The following is a 21,833-nucleotide window of genomic DNA, read 5'->3' on the forward strand; positions in this document are numbered from 1 at the left end:
TCTACTCGACGCCCTCGAACGGATCGCCCTTCAGGCTGGCGCTGAAGCCCAGATACTTCCAGGTCGTCAGCATGTGGTCGGGCAGCGGCGCCGTCACGTCGATCATCCGGCTGCCGCCGCGCGGGTGCGGCAGGATCAGGCGGCGGGCGTGGAGGTGGAGCTTCTTCTGGACCTCGGCGCCCGGAAGATAGGCCCCCTGCCCGGCGTACTTGCCGTCGCCCAGGATCGGCGTGCCGATGGCGTTCATATGGACGCGGAGCTGGTGGGTGCGGCCGGTGCGCGGCCACATGGCGACGAAGGCCGCCTGCTTGCCCAGATTCTCCAGCACCGTGTAGTAGGTGACGGCGCGCTTGCCGTCGTCCTCGTCGCCGGCCACCCGCTCGCCCTGCGGCCCGCCTTCCTTGGCCAGCGCGAGGTCGATCTTGCCCTGGTAGGGCTTCGGAACGCCGACCGTGGCGGCCCAGTAGATCTTGCGCACGTCGCGGCCGCGGAACTGCTCGGTCAGCTTGGACGCCGCGAAGGTGTTGCGCGCCAGCAGCAGGACGCCCGAAGTGTCCTTGTCCAGCCGGTGCACCAGCTTGGGCCGCTCCTTCGCGTCGAAGCGCAGGGCGTCCAGCATGGCGTCGAGATGCTTGGTGGTGTTGGTGCCGCCCTGCACGGCCAGTCCCGCCGGCTTGTTCAGCGCGATGACGTCGCCGTCCTTGAAGAGGACCAGCGCCTGGAGCGCGGCGACCTCCTTGTCCGACATGGCCGGCTTCTTCGGCGCGGGGGCCGGGGCGGCGCCGTCCGGCTTTGCCCAGTCGGCCAGCGGCGGGATGCGGATGGACTGGCCGGCGGCGAGCCGCGTCGAGGTCTCCGCCCGCTTGCCGTCCACGCGGATCTGGCCGGTGCGCAGCAGCTTCTGCAGATAGCCGTGCCCCACGTCGGGGAAATGGCGCTTGAACCAGCGGTCGAGGCGGACGTCGGCCTCGTCGGACGTCACGGTCCGGGTTTCCACGCTGGGGGCTTTGTTCTCACTCATCAAACGGGCACCGAAACAAGAGAACGCACGACCGCGAGGCCGGCAAAGAAACCCGCGATGGTCAGCACCATCGAGGCCAGGATGTAACCCGCCGCCGCCGGCAGGGCGTTCCGCTCCACCAGCAGCCCGACGTCGAGCGTGAAGGAGGAGAAGGTCGTGAATCCCCCCAGCACCCCGACCATCAGCAGCGCGCGCAGCTCCGGCGAGGGCGACCACACCAGCGCGGCCAGCTCCGCCAGCACGCCCATGGTGAAGCAGCCGACGGCGTTCACGATCAGCGTCCCATAGGGAAACTGCGTGCCCAGCCAGTGGCCGACCGCCGTCATCAGCAGATAGCGCGCCATGGAACCGACGGCTCCACCGACGGCGACCGCGGCGAGCGTGGACGGTGATGCGATCACGGAACCTCCGGAACGGACGGGACGACGGGCATCCCGCGCGGATTAGAGCCAGAATTGCGGCGGCTTGTCACGCGCCGGGCGCAGGAAACGCCGCGCTCCGGTCGCCCACGCCGAAAATCCAGCCCTCCTGCCGCCGCGCCCGCGCGTCCATGGCCGGTGGACTCCACACCGCCTCCCGCCCGGCCAGCCAGCGCAGACCCGCCGCCGAGACCAGCGCGTCCGCGTCGTGGTCGGTCAGCGTCCCCGACAAGCCGGCGGGCGGCGCGCCGAGGGCGGCGAGGGCGGCATCGACCGCCGCCCCGTCCCGGATCTTGCGCAGGCCGAAGCCGGCGCGGATCAGGAACAGGCGCGGGTAGATCTCGCAGACGACGGTGCGCCCCGGCCCCGGCGCGTCGAAGGGCCAGACGGCCACCCGGTCCGGCGCCGCTTGCTTCAGCGCGCGCAGCATCCGCATCCCGGCCAGCCCGCCCTTCCCCACCTGCTTGGCGCCGATCAGCTTGTAGGGGCTCTGCGGGCTGCCGTAGCCGTCGGCGCGGCACACCCGCTCGGTCAGCCGGTGCGGGTCGCGGTACCAGTCCGGCTGCGTCCCGGCGCGCCAGAAATCGGCGCCATAGTCGGGGTGTGCCGCGAAGCCGCCCCCGGCGAAGTCCGGCTCCGCCCCGGCCACCGCCTCCACCCGGTCCCACAGGTCGAAGGCCGTCGCGGCGTCGGGGTCGGGGAAGTAACGCCCGGCCACCGCGAAGGGCAGCGAGAAGGCGCAGTCGATCCCGACCAGCGCCGGTCCGCGCTCCAACCCGTCCAGCAGCCAGTCGTGGACGGCGGAGCGCGACCACAGCCGGTCGGCGGGCGCGACGATCCGGGGCGGTCCCTCCGCGCCGCATTCGGCCACCGCGACGCCGGCGTAACGCTTGCCCGCGGCGCCCGACCAGTCGATGGCGACGAAGCGTGAGAAAGCCGGAACCGCGTCACCCGCCGTCATCCCCGCACTGCTCCTCTCATTTCACGAACCCCGACACCATGCGTCGATGGTCTGACACGCAGGAATTGCAGCCGGACGGTCCCAATGCCCATTCGCTCAATCACTGGTCTCTTCGCCGCGCTCATGGTTGTCACCTCCGTCCCGGCCAGGAGTGAACCATGCCTGGACATCCCCAGCGTTCAACGCTCCGCCGATCCCGCCGTCAACAGAGCCAATGGCGGACGCCTCACCCGGCACGTCTTCGGCGCGTTGCCGCCGCCGAACGCCGCGCAGGAGGTCGGCTTGCCCCTGTTCGCCGACCTCTGGTCCTGGCATGCCGCCTGGAGCGCGGTGACCGGCTATCCGGGCGAGCTGCTGTGCGGCGAGGAGCTTGGCGGAACCCAGTTCGGCAAGACGCTGAGCGTGCAGGTCCCCGCGCTGTGGTGCGGGGACACGGACGACCTGGGCCGCTGCACCGATGCCACCCCCTTCACCAGCGCCACCGTGACCTACGTGTTCGAGCAGGCCGGGCCGCCGGAGGCTCCGGTGTGGATTTTGGGGGTCGCCTACCCGAAGCCGTGAAACGCGCCTATTCGTCCTCGTCCGCGGCGCCACCCGCGGCCTTGCGCTCGCGCAGGCGCGCCCAGTAGTCCTGGCGCTTCTTGATCTCGCGCTCGAATCCGCGCTCCACCGGCTGATAGAAGGCCCGCCGCGCCATGCCCTCCGGAAAGTAGTTCTGGCCGGAGAAGCCGTCCGCCGTGTCATGGTCGTAGGCGTAGCCCTTGCCGTAGCCGATCTGTTTCATCAGCTTGGTCGGGGCGTTCAGGATGTGCTTGGGCGGCATCAGGCTGCCGGTTTCCTTGGCGGCGCGCACCGCGCTCTTGTAGGCGGTGTAGCCGGCGTTCGACTTCGGCGCCGTCCCCAGATAGATGACCAATTGGGCGATGGCGAGTTCGCCCTCCGGGCTGCCCAACCGTTCGTAGGCCTCCCAGGCGGCGGTCGCCTGGGCCAGCGCGTTGGGATCGGCCATGCCGATGTCCTCCACGGCGAAGCGGGTCAGCCGGCGGGCGATGTAGCGCGGGTCCTCCCCGCCCTCCAGCATGCGGGCGTACCAGTAGAGCGCCGCGTCGGTGTCCGAGCCGCGCAACGACTTGTGCAGCGCGCTGATGAGGTTGTAGTGCCCCTCCTGCGCCTTGTCGTAGAGCGGGGCGCGGCGCTGGATGGCGGTGGCGAGCGCGTTGTTGTCGAGCAGCGCGCCGTCCTCCGGCACCGGCAGGGCGAACAGCTCCTCGCAGAGGTTCAGGCAGAAGCGCCCGTCGCCGTCGGCCATCGCCTTCAGAGCGGACCGGGCGTCCGGCGTCAGCGGCAGCGGGCGGCCCATCTCCGCCTCCGCCCGCGACAGCAGCTTTTCCAGCGCCGCGTCGTCGAGCCGGTTCAGCACGAAGACCTGGGCGCGCGACAGCAGCGCCGCGTTCAGCTCGAAGGACGGATTCTCGGTCGTGGCGCCGACCAGCGTGACGGTGCCGTCCTCGACATAGGGCAGGAAGCCGTCCTGCTGGGAGCGGTTGAAGCGGTGGATCTCGTCGATGAACAGCAGCGTGCCCTGCCCGGCCGCGCGCCGCGCCCGGGCGGCGTCGAACACCTTGCGCAGGTCGGCCACGCCGGAGAAGACCGCCGACAGCGGTTCGAAATGCAGGTCGGTGGACAGGGCCAGCAGCCGCGCGATGGTCGTCTTGCCGCAGCCGGGCGGCCCCCACAGGATCATGGAGGCCAGCCGGCGCGCGGCGACCATGCGGCCCAGCGGCCCGTCGGGCTTCAGCAGATGCTCCTGCCCGACGACCTCGCCCAGGCTGCGCGGGCGCAGCCGGTCGGCCAGCGGACGGGGGGCGCCCGCCTCGAACAGGCCGCCGGTGGCGCCGGAGTCGCCGCGCTTGCTCATCGGTCAGCCATGAACCTTGCGGAAACGGTCACTGGTTGGTGGGCGCGCCGCAGCGCTGGTAGCACATGCGCAGCGAATGCTGGCAATTGTCGGTCGGCGAGAAGATGCCGCCGCGGTCCGGACGGTCGAGCCCGCTCTGCGCGCGCGCGGCCACCGAGTCCATGCAGGAGTTGTTGCTGCGCTCGCACTGGGCGCGGCAGGAATCGTCGCTGCCGACACCGCCGTCCAGGCGGAGCGACGGGTCCTCGACCCCGCGGGCCGGCCCCTGGGTCGGACGCGGCGTGGACGGGGCTCCCGTGGAGGTCGTGGTGGAGGCCGCCGGAGCACCGCCCACGGCGGCGCCGGATGAACGCCCCGGCGCGTCCGCGCAGGCGGCGAGCGCAACCAGAGCGAGGGCCAGCACCGGCCCCAGAATGAGTTTCGGACGGAACATCTCGGCTTTGACTCCCATTGTTCTTGCGTGACCCCGGACGTTGGCGGATGGTCCCCCGCATGGACCATGCCGCGGGCTCGGCGCCCACTATGCCGGGAACGCAAGCGATAAGGGAATGCCTCAAATGAGTCCCAACAATCCCGGCCCGTCTCCGCGCCGCCGGACATCGACCACCATCTTCGTGGCGCTGCTGATCGGCGGCCTGCTGCTGCTCGTCGTGCGCATGCTCGCCATGCCCACCGTCAGCGCCGGCGAGGTCGTGCTGCCCCTGCTGGCCGGCATCGGCATGGCGCTGGCCATCGGCGTGATGGTCATGCGCGACCGCCGCGAGCGCAACGCCCTGCCCCCGTCGGAACGCAACCGCCAGGACCGCGGCATGCCCGATTGAGTTTTGCCGGATTGATTTGGCCGGAGAAGAGGGTGACGCGCGGGGCATGCCCCGCGCCGCTCACACGAATTTGAAGCTGAGCAATCCGCCGATGATGATGACCAGAAGCACGGTCGTCACCAGCATCAGCCGCTTCTCGATGATGTCGCGCACCTGCGGCCCGTAGAAATGCAGCAGGATCGCGATCATGTAGAATCGCGAGAATCGTGCAACGATCGAGCACAGGATGAACACCGTCAGGTCGAGGTGCGCGAATCCCGCGGTGATCGTCAGCAATTTGTAGGGTATGGGCGTGATGCCCTTGAGAATCAGGAACCAGGGGCCGAATTCGGCGAACATGTCCTGGAAGCGCTGGAACGACTCCTGCGCGTTGTAGAGGTCGATGATCAGCCGTCCGATGCTCTCGAACAGGTAGAACCCGACCGCGTAGCCGAACATCCCGCCGATCAGCGAGGCCAGTGCGCAGATGTTGGTGTAGCGCCAGAGCTTCTTGGGCTCCGCCAGACACATCGGAACCAGCATGATGTCGGGCGGCAGAGGGAAGAAGGAGCTTTCCGCGAAGGAGACGGCGGACATCCACCAGACGGCGTCCTTGCGGGCGGAGAGCTTGAGAATCCGGTTGTAGAGAGGTTTCAGCATACCGCGCGCGCGGCGCCCTCCCGAAGTGACGGAACCCGAAAACCGGAAACCCTCCCTCCGGGGGTGAACCCGAAGGGAGGGCCGGTCGGTCACCTATATCGTCGTCCGCAACCCGACGGGCAACGGCGGCGATAAGATTTCACGAAAGCTCAACCGAAGGCTCAGCCCTCGGCCTCGACCTCGTCCTTGATCTCCACCGGGCCCGAATCCTGGCCCTTGGCGGCGACGTCGCGGTCGACCAGCTCGATCACGCCCATGGCGGCGGCGTCGCCGTAGCGGAAGCCGGCCTTCAGGACGCGGCTGTAGCCACCCTGGCGGTCCTTGTAGCGGTCGGCCAGAACGGTGAACAGCTTGGTCACCATCGCGTCGTCGCGCAGCTGCGCGAAGGCGAGACGGCGGTTGGCGAGGCCACCCTTCTTGCCGAGCGTGATCAGGCGCTCGACGATCGGGCGCAGATCCTTGGCCTTCGGCAGGGTCGTCTTGATCTGCTCGTGCTTGATCAGGGCGTTCGCCATGTTCGAGAACATGGCCTTGCGGTGGCTGGTGGTCTTGCTGAACTTACGTCCGGAAACGCCGTGACGCATGACGGTCCTCCTTCATGGCGTGGCCCCCCTCGGGGAGCCGGTGGTGAACCCGACCGCCCAGTTTTCGGCTGGTACGGCGCGGGGCGGGCCGGTTATTGCCCTGGGAACTCAGGCCCCCACCCCGGCCCTCCCCCGCTCTCGCGGGAGAGGGAGCTTGTCCCCTCCCTCGCCGAAGGCGGGGGAGGGTCAGGGAAGGGGCAAAAACTTTTGTACGCGCGAGACTTAGTACGGCTCTTCCAGACGCTTGGCCAGCTCTTCGATGTTCTCGGGCGGCCAGTTCGGGATTTCCATACCGAGGTGCAGACCCATCTGGGCCAGCACTTCCTTGATCTCGTTCAGCGACTTGCGGCCGAAGTTCGGGGTGCGGAGCATCTCCGCCTCCGTCTTCTGCACCAGATCGCCGATGTAGACGATGTTGTCGTTCTTGAGGCAGTTGGCCGAACGGACCGACAGTTCCAGCTCGTCCACCTTGCGGAGCAGGTTCTTGTTGAACGGAACCTCCTCGTGCTTCTCCTCGGCGACCGCGTGGGTCGGCTCCTCGAAGTTGATGAACAGCTGCAGTTGGTCCTGGAGGATGCGGGCGGCGAGCGCCACCGCGTCGTCCGGCTTCACGGCGCCGTTGGTCTCGACGACCATCGACAGGCGGTCATAGTCGGTGACCTGCCCGACGCGGGCGTTGTCGACCTTGTAGGAGATCTTGCGGACCGGCGAGAACAGCGCGTCGACCGGGATCAGGCCGATCGGGGCGTCCTCCGGACGGTTCTGGCTGGCCGGGACGTAGCCCTTGCCGGTCTCGACCGTCAGTTCCATGTTCAGACGGGCGCCGGAATCCAGCGTGCAGATCACGAGGTCCGGGTCCATCACCTGGATGTCCGCGCCGGTCTCGATCATGCCGGCCTTCACCTCGCCGGGGCCTTCGGCGCGCAGGCGCATGCGCTTCGGGCCGTCACCGCCCATGCGCAGACCCATCGACTTGATGTTGAGGACGATGTCGGTCACATCCTCGCGCACGCCGGGGATCGAGGAGAACTCGTGCAGCACGCCGTCGATGTGGATCGCCGTCACGGCCGCACCCTGCAGCGAGGAGAGCAGCACGCGGCGCAGCGCGTTGCCGAGCGTCAGACCGAAGCCACGCTCCAGCGGCTCGGCCACGACGGTCGCCACGCGGTCGGCGTCGTCACCGGGCTGGATGTCCAGCTTGTTCGGCTTGATCAGTTCCTGCCAGTTCTTCTGAAGAGCCACGGTATTACCTCATGCCATCGGGGTGGACACACGTCCGCGGGGACCAGCCGTTCCCATCCGATGGCGCCGCGATGGCTGCGGCGCCTGTCCCGGAACGGCGGATCCCCGCGGGTGCGGAGTAGCGATGCTTCTTAGACGCGACGCTTCTTCGGCGGACGGACGCCGTTGTGCGGAATCGGCGTGACGTCGCGGATCGAGGTGATCTGGAAGCCGATCGACTGCAGAGCGCGCAGCGCCGACTCACGCCCCGAACCCGGGCCCTTCACCTCGACCTCGAGGGTCTTCATGCCGTGTTCCTGGGCCTTGCGGCCCGCGTCCTCGGCGGCGACCTGGGCGGCGTAGGGGGTCGACTTGCGCGAACCCTTGAAGCCCATCGTGCCCGACGACGACCAGGCGATGGTGTTGCCCTGCGCGTCGGTGATGGTGATCATCGTGTTGTTGAAGGAGGCGTTCACGTGAGCGACGCCGGCGGTGATGTTCTTACGCTCGCGACGACGAAGACGCTGCGAAGCGGCTGAGGGCTTGGCCATGGTCCGTGCGTCCTCTTACTTCTTCTTGCCGGCGATCGGCTTGGCCGGACCCTTGCGGGTGCGGGCGTTCGTGTGGGTGCGCTGGCCGCGGACCGGCAGGCCCTTGCGGTGACGCAGGCCACGGTAGCAGGCCATGTCCATCAGACGCTTGATGTTCATGGCGACCGAACGGCGCAGGTCGCCCTCGACGCGGTAGTCGGCGTCGATGGTCTCGCGGATCTTGAGGATCTCGTCGTCCGTGAGCTGGTTCACACGGCGCTCCGCCGGGATCTCCAGCTTCGTGCAGATTTCCTTGGCCTTGAAGGGGCCGATGCCATGAATGTAGGTCAACGCGATCTCCACGCGCTTCTGCGCGGGGATGTTGACGCCAGCGATACGCGCCACGCCTGCTCTCCTCGATATCTCAACGGCAGCCCTCATGGGCCGCCTACACACCGATTGATCCCCGATCCGGACGCCCAGGCCCGAAGGCCGGAAGGCAAAACACGGATACGGGACGCACAATGTCTCCCGCCGGGCCGGTTGGGCCGCGGGAGGGTGCGACTATAGAAAAAGCCGGAAATCTGTCAAGGCCGTTCTGCGGCGTTACCGTGCTTTTCCCGGTGCCAGCCCATTGTGGGGAGCATGCCCGCGGTTGACAAGCCGGACGGCAGAACTTGAGATGAACGGCCCGCCCCGAACGGAACAATCCGAACGGCACATATCAGAAGGCAGACCCATGACCCGCAAAGTCATCCCCTTCCGGCGCTTCCGCCTGACCAAGATCGTCGCCACGCTGGGGCCGGCCACCGCCACGCCGGAGAAGATCCGCGCGCTGTTCGAGGCGGGCGTGGACGTCTTCCGCCTGAACTTCAGCCACGGCACGCACGAGGACCATGGGCAGCGCCTCGCCACGCTGCGCGCGCTGGAGGCGGAACTCGACCACCCCATCGCGGTGATGGCCGACCTGCAGGGGCCGAAGCTGCGGCTCGGCACCTTCGCCGATGGTCCGGTCACCGTCGGGCCGGGGCACCGCATCCGGCTCGACCTCTCCACCGAGCCGGGCGACGCGACCCGCGTCGGCCTGCCCCATCCGGAGATCTTCGCCGCGCTGGAACCGGAGGCGGAGTTGCTGGTGGACGACGGCAAGGTGCGCCTGCGCGTCGTCGGTTGCAGCCCGGACCACGCCGACTGCGTCGTGCTGTCCGGCAGCCGCCTGTCCGACCGCAAGGGCGTGAACGTGCCGGGCGTCGTCCTGCCGCTGTCGCCGCTGACCCCGAAGGATCACGAGGATCTGGCCTTCGCGCTCGACCAGGGTGTGGACTGGGTGGCCCTGTCCTTCGTGCAGCGGCCGGAGGACGTGGCGGAGGCCCGCAAGCTGGTCGCCGGGCGGGCCGCCCTGCTGTCGAAGATGGAGAAGCCGCAGGCCATCCAGCATCTGGAGCGGATCGTCGAGCTGTCGGACGGCGTCATGGTCGCCCGCGGCGACCTCGGCGTGGAGATGCCGGCGGAGGATGTGCCGAGCATCCAGAAGCGCATCATCCGCGAATCGCGCAAGGCCGGAAAGCCGGTGATCGTCGCCACCCAGATGCTGGAGTCGATGATCGGCGCCCCCGCCCCGACCCGCGCCGAGGCGTCGGACGTGGCGACCGCGGTCTATGACGGGGCGGACGCGGTGATGCTGTCGGCGGAGACCGCGGCGGGCACCTATCCCATCGAGGCGGTGTCGATGATGGACCGCATCGCCCGCCGGGTCGAGCAGGACCCGCTCTACCGCACCATCACCGACGCCCAGCATCCCGACCCGCAGCAGACCTCCACCGACGCCGTCACCGCGGCGGCGCGGCAGGTCGCCCACACCATCCAGGCGGCGGCCATCGTCACCTACACCACCAGCGGCTCCACCACCCTGCGCGCCGCCCGCGAGCGGCCGGAGGTGCCGATCATGTGCCTGACCTCCAGCCTGGAGACGGCGCGGCGGCTCCAGCTCGCCTACGGGGTGCACAGCGTGCATTCCGCCGACGTGGCCGACTTCAACGAGATGGTCCAGAAGGCGGCCCGCTGCGCCTTCGAAGATGGGCTGGCGGTGGAGGGCCAGCGGCTGGTCATCACCGCCGGCGTGCCCTTCGGCACCCCCGGCAACACCAACACCCTGCGCATCGCCTGGGTGGACGCGCAGTAGGGGGAAACCCTCAGGCCGGGGGGCGCTCCTTCGGTGCGACGCGGGGGAAGCGCAGGGTGAAGGCGGTGCCGCGGCCCGGCGCGCTGTCCAGCGCGATGCGGCCCTTCAGCCTGCGGGTGGCGATGTTGTAGACGATGTTCAGTCCCAACCCGCTGCCCCCGGCGCCGCGGCTGGTGGTGAAGAAGGGTTCGAACACCTTGCCGTGCAATTCGGGCGGGATGCCGCGCCCGTCATCGGCGTAGACCAGCTCCACCTCGTCGGCGCCCACCGCACGCACGGCGACGCGCAGCGTCCCGTGCTGCCCCGGCGGGTACCCGTGGATGATCGAGTTCATCACGAGGTTGGTCAGAACCTGGCTGAGCGCCCCCGGATAGCCGTCGATCAGCAGATCCGCCGGGCATTCCACCTCCACGCCGTGGGCTGCCCGCTTGATGCGGACGCCCAGGCTGCGCAGGACCTCGTCGATGTAGTCGCGCAGATCGAAGACGCGGCGCTCCTCGCTCGCCTGGTCCACGGCGATCTGCTTGAAGCTCTGGATGAGCTGGGCGGCGCGGTCGATGTTCAGCAGCATCAGCTGCGCCGCCTCCCCCGCCGTGTCGAGGAAGTCGGCGAAATCGGGCCGGCGCAGCGTTCCCGCCTCGAAATCACGCCGGATGAGGCGGGTGCGCTCCGCCATCAGCGAGGCCCCGGTCAGGGCGATGCCGATGGGGGTGTTGATCTCGTGCGCCACCCCCGCGACCAGCGACCCCAGCGCCGCCATCTTCTCCGACTGGATCAGATGGGCCTGCGCCTCCTTCAGATCGCGCAGGGCCCGCTCGGCCTCCTCCCGCGCGGCGTGGGCGCGCTCCTCCGCATAGACCCGCTCCGACACGTCGGTGTGCGAGCCGACGAGGCGGAACAGCTCGCCGTCCGGCCCCAGCACGCGGATGGCGCGGGTCAGCATATGGACCACCGTCCCGCGCTTGTGGCGGAAGCGCTGGATGAACTGGCACTCGTTCACCGCCCCGTTGATCAGGTCGCGGGCCATCCGCACCGACAGCTCGCGGTCCTCGGGCAGGATCAGTTCGGTCCAGCGGACGGCGGTGTTGACCATCTCGTCCTCGCCGTAGCCGAGCATCCCCCACCAGTAGGGCGACAGCCACAGCTCCCCCGTGCGCAGGTCCCATTGCGAGATGCCCTCGCGCGCCGCCCGGATCGCCAGCTCGAACAGTTCGCGGCTGGCGAAGATCTCCCGCTCGGCGTTCCGCCGCTCGGTCACGTCGGTGTAGGTGACGACGAAGCCGCCGTCGGGCAGGGGCCGGATCAGGCATTCCAACACCTGCCCGTCGGAGCGGGTGCATTCCCATGACCGCTCGTCCGGCGCGGGCCGGGTGGGAAGCGGCGCCCCCAGGGCCGCGGGCTCACCACGGTCGGAGGAGGCGTCGGAGGAGGCGTCGGGACCCACGCTCCCCGACCCGAAGGCCAACCCCTCCCCGACCCGCCGGGCGATGGCTCCGTAGGGGGTATGGTAGCCGAGAAACTCCGGCTCCAGCCCGAGAAGCTCCGCGGCCCGCCCGTTCCAGGCGACGAGGCGGAGCCCGCGGTCGAAGGCCATCACTCCTTGGCCCAGCCCGTTCAGAACGGCCCTGGTCTGGTCCCACTGGGCTTCGAGGGCCTGTTCGGTGCGCTTGCGGGCGGAGATGTCGCTGATGCAGGCGAGCATGGCGTCCTCGCCCCGGAACCGGAACCGCCGGGCGGAGACCATCGCCCAGAGGTCGCTGCCGTCGGGCCGGCACAACCGCGTCTCGAAGCCGTCGACGCCGCCCGCCCCGTCGCGCAGGGCGGCGAGCAGCCGCTCCCGCTCCGCCGGATCGGTGTAGTAGGCCTTGGCGAAGCTGCGTCCGACCACCTCGTCGAGCGGCACCCCGAACAGCAGGCCGGCGGGCTGGTTGACCGCCATCACCAGACCGTCGGACAGCCGCGTCACCACCAGGGGCACGGCGATGGCCTGCATGATCGCCCGCTCCGCCTCGCCGGCCCGGTCGCCCAGCAGATCCTCCAGGCCGATGAAGCCGGTCTCGTCCGGCGGACCCGCCAAGGCGCCGCCCCCGTCGGTGAGTGTCAGCACCAGTTCGCCGCCCTCGCCCTCGGCGGGGATCAGCGTCGGATGCCCGCCACCGGACGGAGTCGCGAGAGCCACCGGCTGTCCGGCGCGCAGCCGGTCCGCCGCCGCAGCACCATCCTCAGGCAACGGAACCGCCGCCAGAAGGGAATCGAGGTGGTCCCCCGGACAACCGCCCAGCGACGCCCGGAACACAGCATTGGCCCAGATCAGGCGCCCGTCGGCATCGAAGCGGGCAAGGCCGGCAGCGGCCATCCGCGAACACTCCCCTTCATTCCCCAAGACGGCGCCCGCCGGACGGGACGGGTCGGGCGTCCCGAATCCATCCGCTGCGAATTCATACAAAATGAATCTACACCAGTTTATCGCAGCTGCACCATGGCGCCTCCCGCATTCCTGTATGCGCACCTATGTTCTAGCCTCCGCCACCGCCCCGCCCGGAAGGACCGACCGCCGCATGCCCGAGTTTGCCGCCTATGGCGGGCTGTTCCTGACCGCGTTCCTGGCCGCGACCATCTTCCCGGCCCAATCGGAAATCCTGCTCGTCGGCATGCACGCCACCGGCAACTACGACCATCTGGCGCTGCTGCTGTTCGCCACGGCGGGCAATGTGCTGGGGTCGGTGGTCAACTGGGCGCTGGGGCGCTACCTGATGCATTTCCAGGACCGCCGCTGGTTCCCGGTCCCCGCTTCCATGGTCGCGCGGGCCACCCGCTGGTACCAGCGCTTCGGGGTGTGGTCGCTGCTGCTGGCCTGGATGCCCGTCATCGGCGATCCGCTGACGCTGGTGGCCGGCATCCTGCGGGTGGACATCCGGCTGTTCCTGCTTCTGGTCACGGCGGGCAAGGCCGCCCGCTACGCGGTGCTGGTCCTGGCCGTGTGAGCGTCCTATCTTCACCCTATGGATGACCCGACCGCCCTTCCCGAGGACGCCGCCGTCTGCGCCTCCCCCCTGCGGCGCCGGCTGTGGCTGGCGCTGGGCTACGCCGCGTTCGGGCTGGGCATCGCGGGCACCGTGCTGCCCCTTCTGCCGACCACCCCCTTCCTGCTGCTGGCCGCCGGGGCCTTCGCCAAGAGCAGCCCGGCGCTCCGCGACCGGCTGTACCGCGACCCGCGCTTCGGCCCGCTGCTGCGCGACTGGCAGGCCGAAGGGGCGATCCCCCGCAAGGCCAAGGCGGCGGCGCTGATCGGCATGAGCGTGAGCTGGGTGATCGTGGCGCTGACCGCCAGCCGCCCGCTGGTTCCCGTCCTGGCCGGGACCTGCATGGCGGCGGTGGCCGTCTACATCGTCACGCGCCCCTCCCCGTCCCGGCCGGGGCCGGAGGACGCGGCTTCCGACGGCGCGGCGGCGGTGGAGGACGGAAACGTTTCCGCATTGCGAAACGAAGCTTGAGCCAATCGGCCGATGGACGTATTACAGCCGCTAATCCCGGCCGGTCACCAGCGCCGCTGAAAAATCCTTATAATCTCTAGGGATTTTTCGAATCCGTTCTCGTCTTGATCCCGATCAAGAGGCGCTCGGGTCCTGTCCGCTATTGTCCGGTCTTGCGTCCCTATCCGGAGCCAAGGCAGACGATATGCCAGACGGAAGCGCTGTCACGCCGGCGAAAATCCAGTTCTTCGAAAGCCAGAAGAAGATCCACCCGAAGGCCGTCTCCGGACGCTACCGGCGCTGGAAGACCATCCTGACCTGGGTGCTTCTGGCGGTCTTCTTCATCGCCCCGTGGATTCGCTGGGAACGCGGCCCCGACGCGCCGGCCCAGGCGGTGCTGTTCGACCTGACGACGCCGCGCTTCTTCATCTTCTGGATCGAGATCTGGCCGCAGGAGATCTATTACCTGACCGGCGTGCTGATCGTGGCGGCGCTGGGGCTGTTCCTGGCCACGGCGCTGGCCGGGCGCGTCTGGTGCGGCTTCACCTGCCCGCAGACGGTCTGGACCGACCTGTTCGTCTGGATCGAGCGCGCCTTCGAGGGCGACCGGGCGGAGCGCATCCGCATGGACAAGGCCCCCTGGTCCGCGAGGAAGCTCCTGCGCAAGACCGGGAAGCACGCCGGCTGGCTGGCCCTGTCCGTCATCACCGGCTTCGGCTTCGTCGCCTTCTTCACCGACGCGCCGCGGCTCGCCGTCGATCTGCTGACCTTCAACGCGACCTACGAGGCGGCGGGCTTCTTCGCGCTGTTCGCGGGCATGACCTACGTGATGGCCGGCTGGACGCGCGAGCAGATGTGCTACTACATGTGCCCGTGGCCGCGCATCCAGACCGCGATGCTGGACGAGCACAGCCTCGTCGTCACCTACGACACGCTGCGCGGCGACACCCGCGGCCCGAAGCGCAAGTCGCAGAGCTGGGACGAGCGCCGCTCCAAGGGCTTCGGCGACTGCATCGACTGCGGCCAGTGCGTGCAGGTCTGCCCGGTGGGCGTGGACATCCGCACCGGCGAGCAGGCGGACTGCATCAATTGCGGCCTGTGCGCCGACGCCTGCGACAGCATCATGGTGTCGCAGGACCTGCCGAAGGGCCTGATCCGCTTCGACAGCCTCGCCGCCCAGGACACCCGCGCCCAGGGCAAGCCCTACCAGTGGCGGCTGATCCGCCCGCGCACCATCGTCTACGGCCTGCTGATGCTGGTGATCACCGGCGCCATGGCCTGGAGCTACGCGCTGCGCCCGCGGCTGGACATCGCCGTGCAGCGCGACCGCGCCCCGCTGTTCGTCACGCTCCAGGACGGCACCATCCGCAACGCATACACCTTCAAGGTCTCCAACAAGACCCGGCAGGACCGCTCCTACACGCTGGCCGCCGCCGGCATCGCCGGCGCCGAGGTGAAGGTGGTGGGCGAGAGCGACGCGGACAGCGGCAGCGCGGTCAGCCACATCTCCGCCTCCCCGGACAGCGTGGCGACCTACCGCGTCTACGTCACGGCGCCGCGCGACTCCGTGCCGGACGCCTCCACCCCGGTCACCTTCCAGCTGATCGACACCAACAACGGCGACCGGGACAGCTACAAGAGCGTGTTCCTGGCGCCGGGCAGCAAGTAAGCCCGCCGGACATTCCATAAGGACCGCCGCCCATGACCTCCGCAAAGCCCGCCCGCATCGGCATCGTCACCGTGTCCGACCGGGCCAGCCAGGGCATCTACGAGGACAAGGGCGGCCCGGCCATCCGGGCGGAGCTGGACCGCTTCGTCGCCTCCCCCTGGGAGCCGGTGGCCCGCGTCATCCCCGACGACCGCGACGGCATCGCCGCCACTCTGATCGAGCTGGCCGACCGCGAGCGGTGCGACCTGATCGTCACCACCGGCGGCACCGGCCCCGCCCCGCGCGACGTGACGCCGGAGGCGACGGAGCAGGTCTGCGAAAAGATGATGCCCGGTTTCGGCGAGCTGATGCGGTCGGTCAGCCTGACCGTGGTGCCGACCGCCATCCTGTCGCGCCAGACCGCGGGAATCCGCGGCGCCAGCCTGATCGTGAATCTTCCGGGCAAGCCTTCGGCCATTCACGACTGCCTGATGGCGGTCTTCCCGGCAATTCCGTACTGCCTCGATCTGATCGGCGCGGCGCGCATCGACACTGACCCATTGGTCTGCAAGGCGTTCCGCCCGAAGTCCTGAGCTTTTGCCTATACCCTTTTTGCGCGTGCGGAGAGGAATACCATACGCATGGCCATGTTGCCTTGCGGGAACCCGTGCTCACCTTTTTCGTTCGAGGGGAGCGGGGTCCCCGATCAAGGTGAGCCAGCCATGCTGTTCGATTTCGAGCCTTCGGGCATCAACGACACCTATCTGCGCCTGACCCGGCGCGGTGTTTCCTGCATCGTCGCTCCGGCCGGGGCGTGGAACGGGTTGCTTCGGGTCAACTACATCGTCGCCGGGTCGCCCGGCGGCGCCGATCCGCACATGATCTACCGATGCCTGGACATCGGGTGGGACGACGGGCGCTTCTGCTGGAAGGGCCGCGCCGCGCCGGTGATGACCACCTCGGCCATGGTCGACATCCTGCTGGAACGCGGGCTCGTCACCAACGGCGAGGCCGAGCGGCTGCTGTTCGGCATCAACAGCCCGGCGTCGGGCGGCTCGTCGGACGAGACGCTGATCGCCCGCGCCATGCTTCTGGGCTGCACCTTCTCGCCGATCTACGAGGACGTCCCGCTGAGCAGCGGCCCGCCGCGCGTGGCCGGTTTCGCCCTGCGCACCCTGGCCGATCCCGGCGCCTTCGTTCTGACCGCCCGCGACGGGCTTCCGGTGCTGGACGCGCCCGCCCGCGACGCTCTGAAACGCCTGATGGCCGAAAACGGCATCACGCTCTGACGGCGGATTTTCTCCAACCGGACCGATTCTGTTTGACCGCGGTCAAAGAAGGGTGACCGCCCCCGGCGCAGTGTGACGGCATGACCGATGCCTCCAACGCGCGGGGAACGCCATGACCAGTTCCGTTGCCGACCAGCCGGACCGCCCTCCGGTCCCCCTGATCTTCGCCTATGGGTTCCGGCCCTTCTTCCTGCTGTCCGGTCTCGCCGCCCCCGTGCTGCTGGCCGCCTGGATCGCCGTTCTGGCGACCGGGTCCTGGCCGGACGGCGCCGTCCCGGCGGCCTCCTGGCACGCGCACGAGATGCTGTTCGCCTTCGTGGTCGCCGCCGTGGCCGGCTTCCTGCTGACCGCGGTGCCGAGCTGGACGGGCACCAGGGCGCTGTCCGGCCTGCCGCTCGCCGGTTTGACCGGGCTGTGGCTGGCCGGGCGGGTGGCGCTGCTGCCGTTCGTGGGCGTGCCGCTGCCGGTCGCGGCCATCCTCGACCTCGCCTTCCTGCCGGCGCTCGGCGTCGCGCTGGCCGGGCCGCTGGTCGCGGCGGGCAAGATCCGCAACACCGCCTTCCTCGTACTGCTGGGCCTGCTGACCGCCGCCAACCTGCTGTTCCACCTGGACTGGCTGGGCGTGCTGGCGGGCGGCACGGCGCTGGGCGAGACGCTGGCCATCGGCGTGGTGCTGATGATGGTGGCGGTGATCGGCGGGCGCATCGTCCCGGCCTTCACCCGCAACGCCCTGCGGCTGCGCGGGCTGGACGGCACCGTCGTCTCCCGTCCCTGGGTGGAGAAGGCGACGCTCGTCTCGACCCTGCTGATGATCCCCGCCGACCTCGCTCTGCCCGGCACCGCCGTCGCCGGCCTGCTGGCGCTCGTCGCGGCGGTCGCCCACGCCCTGCGGCTGGCGGGCTGGCAGCCGGCCAGGACGCTGGACCAGCCGATCCTGTGGGTGCTGCATCTCGGCTACGCCTGGGTGCCGGCGGCGCTGGCGCTGAAGGCCGCGCATCTGCTGGGGGCGGGCGTGGACAGCTCCGCCTGGGTCCATGCCCTGACGGCGGGAGCCTTCGCCACGATGATCGTGGCGGTGATGACGCGGGCCTCGCTCGGCCACACCGGGCGGATGCTGGTGGTGACCCGCCCGACGGTGGCCGCCTACATCCTGCTGACCGCCGCAGCACTGCTGCGGGTGCTGGCGCCCGAGCTGCCGGGCGGCCTCTACTGGACCGCCCTGGAGGGCGCCGGTGCTGCCTGGATCGCGGCCTTCGCCTGCTACCTGTACGTCTACGCGCCCATCCTGCTCGCCCCGCGGGCCGACGGCCGCCCGGGCTGAGGTCCACCGGGCTGAAGAAGGCCCATCGCGCGTGGGCTGCGTTTCCCGATGAGGCTGGTGGCGAAGCGGCGCTGGAGGTCTTCCGGATCACGGAAGATCTCCGCGCAGCCGGCCTTGCGCAGATCCTGCTCGGCGAAGCCGCCGCACAGAACCCCCACCACGGTCAGCCCGGCCCGCCCCGCGGCCTTGGCATCCCAGGGGCTGTCACCGACCACCACCGCCTCCTCCGCCGGCAGGCCCAGCCTCTTCAGCGCCGCCTCGAAGATGTCCGGATGCGGCTTCGACCGCTCGGCGTCGTCGGACGAGGTCTCCACGTCCACCAGATCGCCGATCTCCGCCGCGCGCTTGTAACGCTCCAGCTCGTCCCCCTTGGCGGAGGAGGCGAGCGCGATGCGCAGTCCCTCGGCGTGGAGATGCTGGAACAGGCCGCGCACCCGGCGGAAGCCGCGGACCTTCGGCATGTATTTGCGGGCGAACAGCTCGTGCCGGAAATGGTCCAGCTCGTCCCCGATGCGGGCCAGATCCTTCTCCGGCACGAAGACCGGCATCAGCTGGTCGCCGCCCTTGCCGATCTGGGAGCGCACCGCGTCGAACTCCGCGTGGTAGCCGAAATGCCGGATCGCCTCCACCCAGGCGTGGGCGTGCAGATCCACCGAGTCGACCAACGTGCCGTCCACGTCGAAAATGACGGCCTTCAGAACGCCGCTCATCGCCGCCTCCTCACCAAGGTTTGCCCGTGTCTTTGGGGGTATTCCCTCTCGAACAGGCGCCGCGGCGCGGCGTTCCTCGGCGTGGTGTGCGGTGCGATAGAAATTGTCACATGGACCCGTCATAGCTGTGATCCGTTCACTCCTCACACAGGTTGGCCTCACACAGTTTGGGAAGAACGGACATGCCCAAGACGTTGAAGAGCTATGCCGCCCTCATCGGTCGCGCCCGCCACGCCGTGCAACGCCTCAGCCGCCGCCGCGCACGCCGCGTGCCGATGGAGCATCTCGACCTCGGCCTGTTCCAGAGCGACATCCGGCTGTGACTCCCACTTAAGGGTGGGGGCCTCATCAACCGGTGACGCTCCCTTCACGCCCGGCGACCCCACTCCGCCATAGGACTCCCCCTCCGTCCTAGGCGGGCAAGCTGAATGTTTCCGCCGGAAGCGGCGCGGTATCGTCGCGCGGTTCATCCAGCGGAGCGCCAGCCCCCATGACCGCCAGTTTCGAATCCGCCAGCTTCGAGTCCGCCAGTTTCGAAGACCAGTATTTCTCCGGCGCCGCCCTTTACGGCGACGACTTCGACACGGCCAGGATCGCCCGTTGGTACGGCGTCGAGGCGCGGGACGCGGCGGAGGAGTTCGCGCGCACGGCGCCCGTCCGGCCCGGCTACCGCTACGAATACCATGCGCTGAACCACCGCCACGCCTTCCGCTTCCTGGCCGGACGGCGCTTCCGGCAGGCGCTGGCCTTCGGCTGCGCCGCGGGGGACGACGTGGCGCCGATCGCCGGACAGGTGGACCGCTTCCTGGCCGTGGAACCCATCGAGGCCTTCTGGAAATCCGACATCGCCGGCACGCCCGCCGAGTATCGCCGGCCCACGCTGGGCGGGCGGATCGACTGCGCGGACGGGGCGAACGACCTGACCGTCTGCCTTCACACGCTGCACCACATCCCGAACGCCGGCGCGCTGCTGGCGGAGTTCGCCCGCGTCACCGCTCCCGGCGGGCTGTTCATCCTGCGCGAGCCGATCAGCACCATGGGCGACTGGCGCCAGCCCCGCCGCGGCCTGACCGCCAACGAGCGCGGATTCCCGGTGGAGTGGCTGGAAGAGCGCTTCGCCCGGCTGGGCTTCACGGTGCGGCAGCGCCGCTTCTGCTCCTTCCCGCTGACCGAGCGGCTGGGGCCGCTGCTGGGCGTTCCCCTGCCCTACGGCAACCCGCTGCTGGTGCGGCTGGACGAGGCGGCCTGCGCGCTGACGCGGTGGAACATCGCCTACCACCGCGACTCGCTCCGCAAGAAGTTCGCCCCCGGCGCCGTCTATTACGTGCTGGAGCGCAACGCCACTACGACGACGCCAGCGCGTCCGTGAAGGTCGCCGCGTCGACGTTGCCGCCGCTCAGCACCACGGCGACGGTGCGGCCCGCCGCCGGCAGCTTGCCGGTCAGCACGGCGGCCAGCCCGACGGCCCCGCCCGGCTCGACCACCAGCTTGAGCACGGTGAAGGCGTAGGCCATGGCGGCCTTCACCTCGGCGTCGGTGACGGCGTGGCTGCCGGACAGCAGGTCCTTCATCACCGGGAAGGTCAGGGCCCCCGGCGTCGGGGTCAGCAGCGCGTCGCAGATGGAGCGCTGCCCGGCGGCGTTCTCCACCCGCTCCCCGGCGGCCAGCGAGCGCGCCACGTCGTCGAAGCCCGCCGGCTCCGCCGCCCACAGGCGGGCGTCGGGGAAGGTGTGGCGGACCGCCGTGGCGACCCCGGACATCAGCCCGCCGCCGCTGCACGGCGCGATCACGTCGTCGGGAACCGCGCCGATGGCCTGCGCCTGGGCGGCGATCTCCAGTCCGACCGTGCCCTGCCCGGCCATGATCTGCGGGTGGTCGTAGGGCGGCACGGTGGCGGCCCCCCGCTCCTCGGCGATGCGCCGGGCGATGTCCTCGCGGCTTTCGGTCCAGCGGTCGTAGAGCACCACCTCGGCGCCGTAGCCGCGGGTGTTGGCGATCTTCAGGGCCGGGGCGTCGCTGGGCATGACGATGACCGCCGGCATGCCGAGCAGCGCCGCCGCCGCCGCGACGCCCTGGGCGTGGTTGCCCGACGACCAGGCGACCACCCCGCCCCGGCGCTCCTCCGGCGTCAGTTGCGAGAGGCGGTTGAAGGCGCCGCGGAACTTGAAGGAGCCGCTGCGCTGCAGGACCTCCGGCTTCAGCAGGACGCGCCCGCCGACCCGCTCGTTCAGCAGGGGGTTCTCCAGCAGCGGCGTGCGCACGGCGAAGCCGTCCAGCCGCGCCGCGGCCTCCACGATGTCCTGGTGGCCGATGGCGAAGGAACTCGAAGCGGGCATGGCTCAGCGGCCTCCGGAGACGTTGAGAAGGGCGCCGGTCACGTAGGACGCGGCGTCGGACAGCAGCCACAGCACGGTCTCGGCGACCTCGTCCGCGGTCCCGGCGCGCCCGGCGGGCGGGATCAGGGCGGGGTTGTCGAGCCGGTTGCCGATGCCGGGGATGATCTGGATGTCGGTGTCGATCAGGCCGGGCCGCACGCAGTTCACGCGGATGCCCTCCCTCGCCACCTCGCGGGCGAGACCGATGGTCAGGCTGTCCACCGCGCCCTTGCTGGCCGCGTAGCCCACATACTCGTTGGGCGAGCCCAGCACGGCGGCGATGGAGCCGATGTTGACGATGCCGCCGCCTTTCCCGCCGTGGCGGGTGGACATGCGGCGCACCGCCTCCCGCGCGCCGAGGACGGCGCCGGTCACGTTGATGTCCAGCAGGCGGCGCAGCTCGTCCGGCGCGGCCTCGTCGAGCCGCCCGTAGGGACCGATGATGCCGGCGTTGTTGACCAGCCCGGCGGTGGCGCCGAAGCGGTCCTCCGCCGCGTCGAACAGGGCGCGGATGTCCGCCTCGCGCGCCGCGTCGCCCTGCACCGCCTGGGCCTGCCCCCCGGCGTCGCGGATCGCCGCCAGCGTGGCCTCCGCCGCCGCGGCGTTGCCGATGTAGGAGAAGGTCACGGCGTAGCCGCGCTGCGCGGCCATGCGGGCGACCGCCGCCCCGATGCCCCGGCCGCCACCGGTGACGACCAGCGATTTGAGCGCGATGGACATG

The 21,833-nt window shown here is 69.9% G+C and carries 25 protein-coding genes; 11 read left to right on the forward strand and 14 right to left on the reverse strand.

Features of this window, described 5'->3' with window-relative positions; genetic code table 11:
* Window position 1 precedes the first annotated feature (1 nt).
* The 3 genes from TSH58p_RS06260 to TSH58p_RS06270 all read right to left on the reverse strand — a co-directional run bounded on the left by TSH58p_RS06260 (window position 2) and on the right by TSH58p_RS06270 (window position 2,401).
* Complete coding sequence (locus TSH58p_RS06260) at window positions 2-1,021, reverse strand: RluA family pseudouridine synthase (protein WP_109071704.1); 1,020 nt, start codon at window positions 1,019-1,021, stop codon at window positions 2-4.
* The gene (crcB, locus tag TSH58p_RS06265; protein ID WP_103040720.1) at window positions 1,021-1,422 is read right to left on the reverse strand and encodes a fluoride efflux transporter CrcB; all 402 of its coding nucleotides are present in this window, start codon (window positions 1,420-1,422) and stop codon (window positions 1,021-1,023) included. Before crcB ends, TSH58p_RS06260 begins: the two co-directional genes overlap by 1 nt.
* 67 nt (window positions 1,423-1,489) lie before the next feature.
* Complete coding sequence (locus TSH58p_RS06270; protein ID WP_109071705.1) at window positions 1,490-2,401, reverse strand: hypothetical protein; 912 nt, start codon at window positions 2,399-2,401, stop codon at window positions 1,490-1,492.
* Between the two features lie 282 nt (window positions 2,402-2,683).
* Between TSH58p_RS06270 and TSH58p_RS06275 the strand changes: the two genes are divergently transcribed.
* Window positions 2,684-2,962: a hypothetical protein gene (locus tag TSH58p_RS06275; RefSeq protein WP_146205926.1), complete on the forward strand. Its 279-nt coding sequence runs from the start codon at window positions 2,684-2,686 to the stop codon at window positions 2,960-2,962.
* A gap of 7 nt (window positions 2,963-2,969) precedes the next feature.
* Here the strand turns inward: TSH58p_RS06275 and TSH58p_RS06280 are convergent, their stop codons facing one another.
* Together TSH58p_RS06280 and TSH58p_RS06285 are read right to left on the reverse strand one after the other, a co-directional pair.
* Window positions 2,970-4,319, reverse strand: a complete 1,350-nt coding sequence (locus TSH58p_RS06280; protein WP_109071707.1) for a replication-associated recombination protein A — start codon at window positions 4,317-4,319, stop codon at window positions 2,970-2,972.
* Window positions 4,320-4,347: 28 nt separating this feature from the next.
* A complete protein-coding gene (locus TSH58p_RS06285; protein WP_109469179.1) occupies window positions 4,348-4,752 on the reverse strand; it encodes a hypothetical protein in 405 nt (134 codons plus the stop codon).
* Window positions 4,753-4,876: 124 nt separating this feature from the next.
* Here TSH58p_RS06285 and TSH58p_RS06290 point away from each other — a divergent pair, with 124 nt between their 5' ends.
* Window positions 4,877-5,140: a hypothetical protein gene (locus TSH58p_RS06290; RefSeq protein WP_109071709.1), complete on the forward strand. Its 264-nt coding sequence runs from the start codon at window positions 4,877-4,879 to the stop codon at window positions 5,138-5,140.
* Between the two features lie 60 nt (window positions 5,141-5,200).
* Here the strand turns inward: TSH58p_RS06290 and TSH58p_RS06295 are convergent, their stop codons facing one another.
* The 5 genes from TSH58p_RS06295 to rpsM form a co-directional block, all read right to left on the reverse strand.
* Window positions 5,201-5,779, reverse strand: coding sequence for a YqaA family protein (locus TSH58p_RS06295; protein WP_109071710.1), 579 nt, complete (start codon window positions 5,777-5,779; stop codon window positions 5,201-5,203).
* A gap of 161 nt (window positions 5,780-5,940) precedes the next feature.
* Window positions 5,941-6,363 carry a 50S ribosomal protein L17 gene (rplQ, locus tag TSH58p_RS06300; protein WP_094304321.1) on the reverse strand — a complete coding sequence of 141 codons (423 nt, stop codon included), beginning with the start codon at window positions 6,361-6,363 and terminating at the stop codon, window positions 5,941-5,943.
* A 222-nt stretch (window positions 6,364-6,585) separates the two neighbouring features.
* Window positions 6,586-7,605, reverse strand: coding sequence for a DNA-directed RNA polymerase subunit alpha (locus TSH58p_RS06305; RefSeq protein WP_109071711.1), 1,020 nt, complete (start codon window positions 7,603-7,605; stop codon window positions 6,586-6,588).
* A gap of 131 nt (window positions 7,606-7,736) precedes the next feature.
* Window positions 7,737-8,135: a 30S ribosomal protein S11 gene (rpsK, locus tag TSH58p_RS06310; RefSeq protein ID WP_012974490.1), complete on the reverse strand. Its 399-nt coding sequence runs from the start codon at window positions 8,133-8,135 to the stop codon at window positions 7,737-7,739.
* Between the two features lie 15 nt (window positions 8,136-8,150).
* Window positions 8,151-8,519 carry a 30S ribosomal protein S13 gene (gene rpsM, locus TSH58p_RS06315; protein WP_014240054.1) on the reverse strand — a complete coding sequence of 123 codons (369 nt, stop codon included), beginning with the start codon at window positions 8,517-8,519 and terminating at the stop codon, window positions 8,151-8,153.
* Window positions 8,520-8,853: 334 nt separating this feature from the next.
* Here rpsM and pyk point away from each other — a divergent pair, with 334 nt between their 5' ends.
* The gene (gene pyk / locus TSH58p_RS06320) at window positions 8,854-10,296 is read left to right on the forward strand and encodes a pyruvate kinase (protein WP_109071712.1); all 1,443 of its coding nucleotides are present in this window, start codon (window positions 8,854-8,856) and stop codon (window positions 10,294-10,296) included.
* A 10-nt stretch (window positions 10,297-10,306) separates the two neighbouring features.
* On the opposite strand, the gene TSH58p_RS06325 is transcribed toward pyk, so the two are convergent.
* Window positions 10,307-12,652, reverse strand: a complete 2,346-nt coding sequence (locus TSH58p_RS06325) for a PAS domain S-box protein (protein WP_247895518.1) — start codon at window positions 12,650-12,652, stop codon at window positions 10,307-10,309.
* Window positions 12,653-12,854: 202 nt separating this feature from the next.
* Here TSH58p_RS06325 and TSH58p_RS06330 point away from each other — a divergent pair, with 202 nt between their 5' ends.
* The 6 genes from TSH58p_RS06330 to TSH58p_RS06355 all read left to right on the forward strand — a co-directional run bounded on the left by TSH58p_RS06330 (window position 12,855) and on the right by TSH58p_RS06355 (window position 18,027).
* Window positions 12,855-13,280, forward strand: a complete 426-nt coding sequence (locus TSH58p_RS06330; protein WP_109072121.1) for a YqaA family protein — start codon at window positions 12,855-12,857, stop codon at window positions 13,278-13,280.
* A gap of 18 nt (window positions 13,281-13,298) precedes the next feature.
* Window positions 13,299-13,790: a YbaN family protein gene (locus TSH58p_RS06335; RefSeq protein WP_109072122.1), complete on the forward strand. Its 492-nt coding sequence runs from the start codon at window positions 13,299-13,301 to the stop codon at window positions 13,788-13,790.
* Between the two features lie 184 nt (window positions 13,791-13,974).
* Window positions 13,975-15,438 carry a cytochrome c oxidase accessory protein CcoG gene (ccoG, locus tag TSH58p_RS06340; protein ID WP_109072123.1) on the forward strand — a complete coding sequence of 488 codons (1,464 nt, stop codon included), beginning with the start codon at window positions 13,975-13,977 and terminating at the stop codon, window positions 15,436-15,438.
* Window positions 15,439-15,470: 32 nt separating this feature from the next.
* Window positions 15,471-16,010, forward strand: a complete 540-nt coding sequence (gene mog, locus TSH58p_RS06345; protein WP_109072124.1) for a molybdopterin adenylyltransferase — start codon at window positions 15,471-15,473, stop codon at window positions 16,008-16,010.
* Between the two features lie 129 nt (window positions 16,011-16,139).
* Entirely contained in the window at window positions 16,140-16,706 is a 567-nt protein-coding gene (locus TSH58p_RS06350) for a hypothetical protein (RefSeq protein WP_109072125.1), read from the forward strand.
* Between the two features lie 112 nt (window positions 16,707-16,818).
* The gene (locus TSH58p_RS06355) at window positions 16,819-18,027 is read left to right on the forward strand and encodes an NnrS family protein (protein ID WP_109072126.1); all 1,209 of its coding nucleotides are present in this window, start codon (window positions 16,819-16,821) and stop codon (window positions 18,025-18,027) included.
* Here TSH58p_RS06355 and TSH58p_RS06360 read toward each other — a convergent pair.
* Window positions 17,979-18,737: an HAD family hydrolase gene (locus tag TSH58p_RS06360; RefSeq protein WP_109072127.1), complete on the reverse strand. Its 759-nt coding sequence runs from the start codon at window positions 18,735-18,737 to the stop codon at window positions 17,979-17,981. The genes TSH58p_RS06355 and TSH58p_RS06360 overlap by 49 nt on opposite strands.
* A 182-nt stretch (window positions 18,738-18,919) precedes the next feature.
* On the opposite strand from TSH58p_RS06360, the gene TSH58p_RS33025 reads away from it, so the two are divergent.
* Complete coding sequence (locus TSH58p_RS33025) at window positions 18,920-19,060, forward strand: hypothetical protein (protein ID WP_158282648.1); 141 nt, start codon at window positions 18,920-18,922, stop codon at window positions 19,058-19,060.
* Between the two features lie 167 nt (window positions 19,061-19,227).
* On the forward strand, window positions 19,228-20,106 hold the full coding sequence (locus tag TSH58p_RS06365; protein ID WP_109072128.1) for a class I SAM-dependent methyltransferase: 879 nt from the start codon (window positions 19,228-19,230) through the stop codon (window positions 20,104-20,106).
* On the opposite strand, the gene TSH58p_RS06370 is transcribed toward TSH58p_RS06365, so the two are convergent.
* Both TSH58p_RS06370 and TSH58p_RS06375 read right to left on the reverse strand, forming a co-directional pair.
* On the reverse strand, window positions 20,081-21,073 hold the full coding sequence (locus TSH58p_RS06370; protein ID WP_109072129.1) for a threonine/serine dehydratase: 993 nt from the start codon (window positions 21,071-21,073) through the stop codon (window positions 20,081-20,083). The genes TSH58p_RS06365 and TSH58p_RS06370 overlap by 26 nt on opposite strands.
* Before the next feature lie 3 nt (window positions 21,074-21,076).
* Window positions 21,077-21,832, reverse strand: a complete 756-nt coding sequence (locus tag TSH58p_RS06375) for an SDR family oxidoreductase (RefSeq protein ID WP_109072130.1) — start codon at window positions 21,830-21,832, stop codon at window positions 21,077-21,079.
* Window position 21,833: the final 1 nt, after the last annotated feature.

The organism is Azospirillum sp. TSH58 (assembly GCF_003119115.1).
Classification (GTDB): Bacteria; Pseudomonadota; Alphaproteobacteria; order Azospirillales; family Azospirillaceae; genus Azospirillum.